The sequence below is a fragment of the Mycobacterium sp. genome (assembly GCF_035623875.1).
In the GTDB taxonomy this organism is placed as follows: domain Bacteria; phylum Actinomycetota; class Actinomycetes; order Mycobacteriales; family Mycobacteriaceae; genus Mycobacterium.
This window is the reverse complement of record NZ_DASPSP010000141.1, coordinates 1-3,233: the sequence shown is the minus strand read 5'-3', so window position 1 is coordinate 3,233 and position 3,233 is coordinate 1. Positions and strand designations below refer to the sequence as shown.

General features: G+C 65.4%; 6 protein-coding genes. 4 read left to right on the top strand and 2 right to left on the bottom strand.

The genetic code is table 11. The features are described 5' to 3' along the window. Nucleotides 1-704, top strand: a 704-nt coding sequence (locus VEI45_RS11445) for a CoA ester lyase (protein ID WP_324853191.1), incomplete at its 5' end; no start/stop codon positions are given. Continuing rightward, complete coding sequence (locus tag VEI45_RS11440) at nt 682-1,017, top strand: hypothetical protein (protein WP_324853189.1); 336 nt, start codon at nt 682-684, stop codon at nt 1,015-1,017. The genes VEI45_RS11445 and VEI45_RS11440, both read left to right, overlap by 23 nt. A 26-nt stretch (nt 1,018-1,043) precedes the next feature. On the opposite strand, the gene VEI45_RS11435 is transcribed toward VEI45_RS11440, so the two are convergent. Beyond that, nucleotides 1,044-1,664 carry an antibiotic biosynthesis monooxygenase gene (locus VEI45_RS11435; protein ID WP_324853187.1) on the bottom strand — a complete coding sequence of 207 codons (621 nt, stop codon included), beginning with the start codon at nt 1,662-1,664 and terminating at the stop codon, nt 1,044-1,046. A gap of 146 nt (nt 1,665-1,810) precedes the next feature. Beyond that, entirely contained in the window at nt 1,811-2,437 is a 627-nt protein-coding gene (locus VEI45_RS11430) for an antibiotic biosynthesis monooxygenase (RefSeq protein WP_324853185.1), read from the bottom strand. 183 nt (nt 2,438-2,620) lie between these two features. Here VEI45_RS11430 and VEI45_RS11425 point away from each other — a divergent pair, with 183 nt between their 5' ends. Both VEI45_RS11425 and VEI45_RS26455 read left to right on the top strand, forming a co-directional pair. Then, nucleotides 2,621-3,010 (top strand): secondary thiamine-phosphate synthase enzyme YjbQ, encoded by a 390-nt coding sequence (locus VEI45_RS11425; RefSeq protein ID WP_324853193.1) that lies wholly within the window; start codon nt 2,621-2,623, stop codon nt 3,008-3,010. Nucleotides 3,011-3,147: 137 nt separating this feature from the next. Then, nucleotides 3,148-3,233, top strand: an 86-nt coding sequence (locus VEI45_RS26455; protein WP_414687456.1) for a hypothetical protein, incomplete at its 3' end; no start/stop codon positions are given.

Here is a 3,233-nt window from a genome sequence, read left to right as displayed (position 1 = left end):
GCCATGACGACATCGTCGAGGTCGTCACCCACGCCCGGGAGAACCTCGAGACGATCATCGTCCCGAAAGCGTTGCGCGGCCGCGATGTCTGGTGGGTCGACGTGCTGCTGACCCAGCTGGAGGCCAAGCTGGGCCTGACCCACCAGATTCGCCTCGAAGTGCTGATCGAAGAGGTCGAGGGACTGGCCAACGCCGAGGAGATCGCAACGGCCAGCCCGCGGCTGGACGCGCTGATCTTCGGCGTCGGGGACTTCTCGCTGTCACAGGGTGCGCGAGTGGACACCAACTTCGTCCCGCTGGGCGAATACCCGGGCGACTTCTGGGCTTACGCCCGCAACAAGGTGATCGTCGCCGCCCGCATCGCCGGCATCGACGCGATCGACGCGCCCTATCCCGACTACCGGGATCTGGAGGGCTATGAGCGCGACGCGCGGCGGGCCGCGTTGATGGGATATACCGGCAAGTGGGCGATCCACCCGTCCCAGATCCCGGTGGCCAACACGGTGTATTCGCCGACCGATGAGGAGATCGCGCTGGCCGAACGCAACGTCGCCGCTTACCGCGACGGCGAGGAGAAGGGGCTGGGCGCGGTCGGCGTCAACGGTGTCCTCGTCGACGCCGCACACGTGAAGATGGCCCAGGCGACGTTGGCGCGCGCCGCCCTGATCGAGGAGGCGGCCGATGAAAACCTTTACCGACGATGAGATGAATGCCCTGTTGCCGGCGGCTAAGGCCTACAGCGTCGTCATCCTCCGGCAGGGCCCCAGCTATGCCAACGAGACGGCACCCGCGGTCATCTGGGAGCACGGCCGACGCAACTTCGGGCTACGCCACGACGGTGTGCTCGCGGTGGTGCTGCCGGTCACCGATGGCTCCGACGTGTGCGGTGTCGGCGTGTTCACCGGGACCGTCGATCAGACCGTCGCGGTCATGAATGACGATCCCGGTGTGCAAGCCGGGGTGCTCACCTTCGAGGTGCACCCGTGTCGCGGTTTCCCCGGCGATTCGCTGCCCTAGCGTGGATATCGGCGACTCAACAAGCGCTAGACCCGCTCGGGCACCCGCAGGTGGGCGATCGCCAGTTCGAACTCGCCAACGTCGAACTGGTCGGCGCCGAGGTCGCGAAGCCGAGCGGTACGTAGCGACCGGGCGCGCTCTTCGTTGCGCTGCATGGCCTCAAGGCTGTCGAACGTGGACGACGACACCGCCCGCCAGGACGTGCGGTCGATCATCAGGCTCGCACTGCAGAAACCTTCCAGCTCCTCGATCGCGGGCAGCACCGATTCCCGGTAGAACTCGATCGCCCGGTCGAACTGGTCGGGCCGCACTTTGAGCCAGGTGGCCCGCACGCCGGCACCCGGACCGGAGGGGTGGTCCCGGTGTAGAACCGCGATCTCCCATTCGTCGACGGTCGGGCTACCGCCGAAGGTCTGCGCCGCCTGATCGCGAACAGGCCGTATGCCATTGGCGCTGGCGCGCATCGCCTGTTCGGTCTCCCAGGAGCTGGTCGCAATGCAACGACCAGAACCACGGTCGACCAGCAACGACACACCAAGACATCCGTCGACTTTTTGGAGCGCGGGCATGACGACATCGCGAACGTGCGCGATCCCGGCGTCGATGGACGACGGTTGCGCCTCGATAGTGGTAGAGCGCGCGTACACAGACCCCTCCTTGCTCGGAGGCAGCGCCCCGGTGGCGCCACCGGTTCCATCAACCACCTTCCTCTGCCGGATTAGCCATGGCAATGGGGCAATGCCGGCCGACGGCCGGCCGCGTGGTCGGCCGGCACTGCCGCTGTTCCAATCCGTCAGACCAGCTCGGGCGCCCGCAGATGGGCGAGCCGGAGCTCGAACTCGCAGTCGTCGAGCTCGTCGGCGCCCACTTCCCGTGTCTTCGCTTCCTTGATGGCCGTTCCCTGCTCCCTGCTGCGTTCCATCGCCTCGAGGCTGTCAAAGGATGAACAGGCTACGCCGCGTCCGGACGCGCGATCGACCAGCAGGCTGGCGCTGCAGAAGCCATCGAGTGCCTCGAGTTCGGGCAGGACGGACGTCTTGTAGAACTCGATGCCCTGGTCAAGTTGATCTGGCGGCAACTTCACCCACGTCGCCCGCGCGCAGGCGCCCTCACCTGAGCGGTGATCACGGTGCAGCACCGCGATTTCCCACTCTTCGACCGTGGAGCTGCCGATCCCGCCGAACGCCTGCGCCGCCTGATCGCGAACCGGCCGTAGTTGCTCGGCGCTGGCGCGCATCGCTTCTTCGGTCTCCCATGAGGTGGTCACGATGCACCGGCCGGTCTGCTTGTCGGCCAGCAACGACAAGCCGACGCACCCCTCGACCTCCTGAAGTCTTGGCATGACGGCATCGCGAATGTGCGCGACTCCGGCGTCGATCGACGATGGTTGCGCCTGGATAGTGGTAGAGCGCGCGTACACGATCCACCCCTTTCCTCTCGGGGCAGCGCCCCGGTGGCGCCACCGGTCAACCAACACTTTCCTCCGCCGGAATAGCCGTGGCAATGGGCTGGTAAAAGCTAAGCCGTGCGTTTGCTGAGGATGGACCGCTTGAGATGGCAGGTCACCGAACATGCCTCGTAGGCTGGTCCGATGAATACCGATGTGCTGGATTTGGACACCGCGCGTCGTCGTATCGTCGATTTGACCGATTCAGTTCGCGCGTTTTGCTTCCCGCGGGGCGACGGGCTCTGCAACGTCTTCGTCCCGCACGCTACGGCGGGCGTGGCGATCATCGAGACCGGCGCCGGTTCTGACGACGACCTCGTCGACACCCTGGAACGGCTGTTGCCGCGTGATGACCGCTACCGGCACGCGCATGGGTCGTATGGCCACGGAGCCGACCACGTGCTGCCGGCCATCGTCGCGCCGTCGATCACGCTACCGGTGCAAAGTGGCGAACTGCTGCTGGGCACTTGGCAAAGCGTGGTCTTGGTAGACCTCAACCGGGACAATCCGCGGCGCTCGGTACGGTTGAGTTTTCTCAACGGCTGAACCGGCACCCCGCCGCGGCCCAGTTCGTTCAGTGTTCAGGCGCGGGCAACCAGACCGGTACTGTAATGCGGTCGAAATAGGCTGCTTAATAAGCTGGAATGTGGCTGGGCAGGCCAGCATCACGAGGAAGCGAGAAAGTGCAGACACACGAGATCAGGAAGAGGTTCCTCGATCATTTCGTGAAAGCGGGTCACACCGAGGTGCCAAGTGCCTCGGTGATCCT

Bases quoted from the DNA above. Each gene is read 5' to 3' on its own strand.
- VEI45_RS11440 (WP_324853189.1), top strand. From the start codon at position 682: ATGAAAACCTTTACCGACGATGAGATGAATGCCCTGTTGCCGGCGGCT.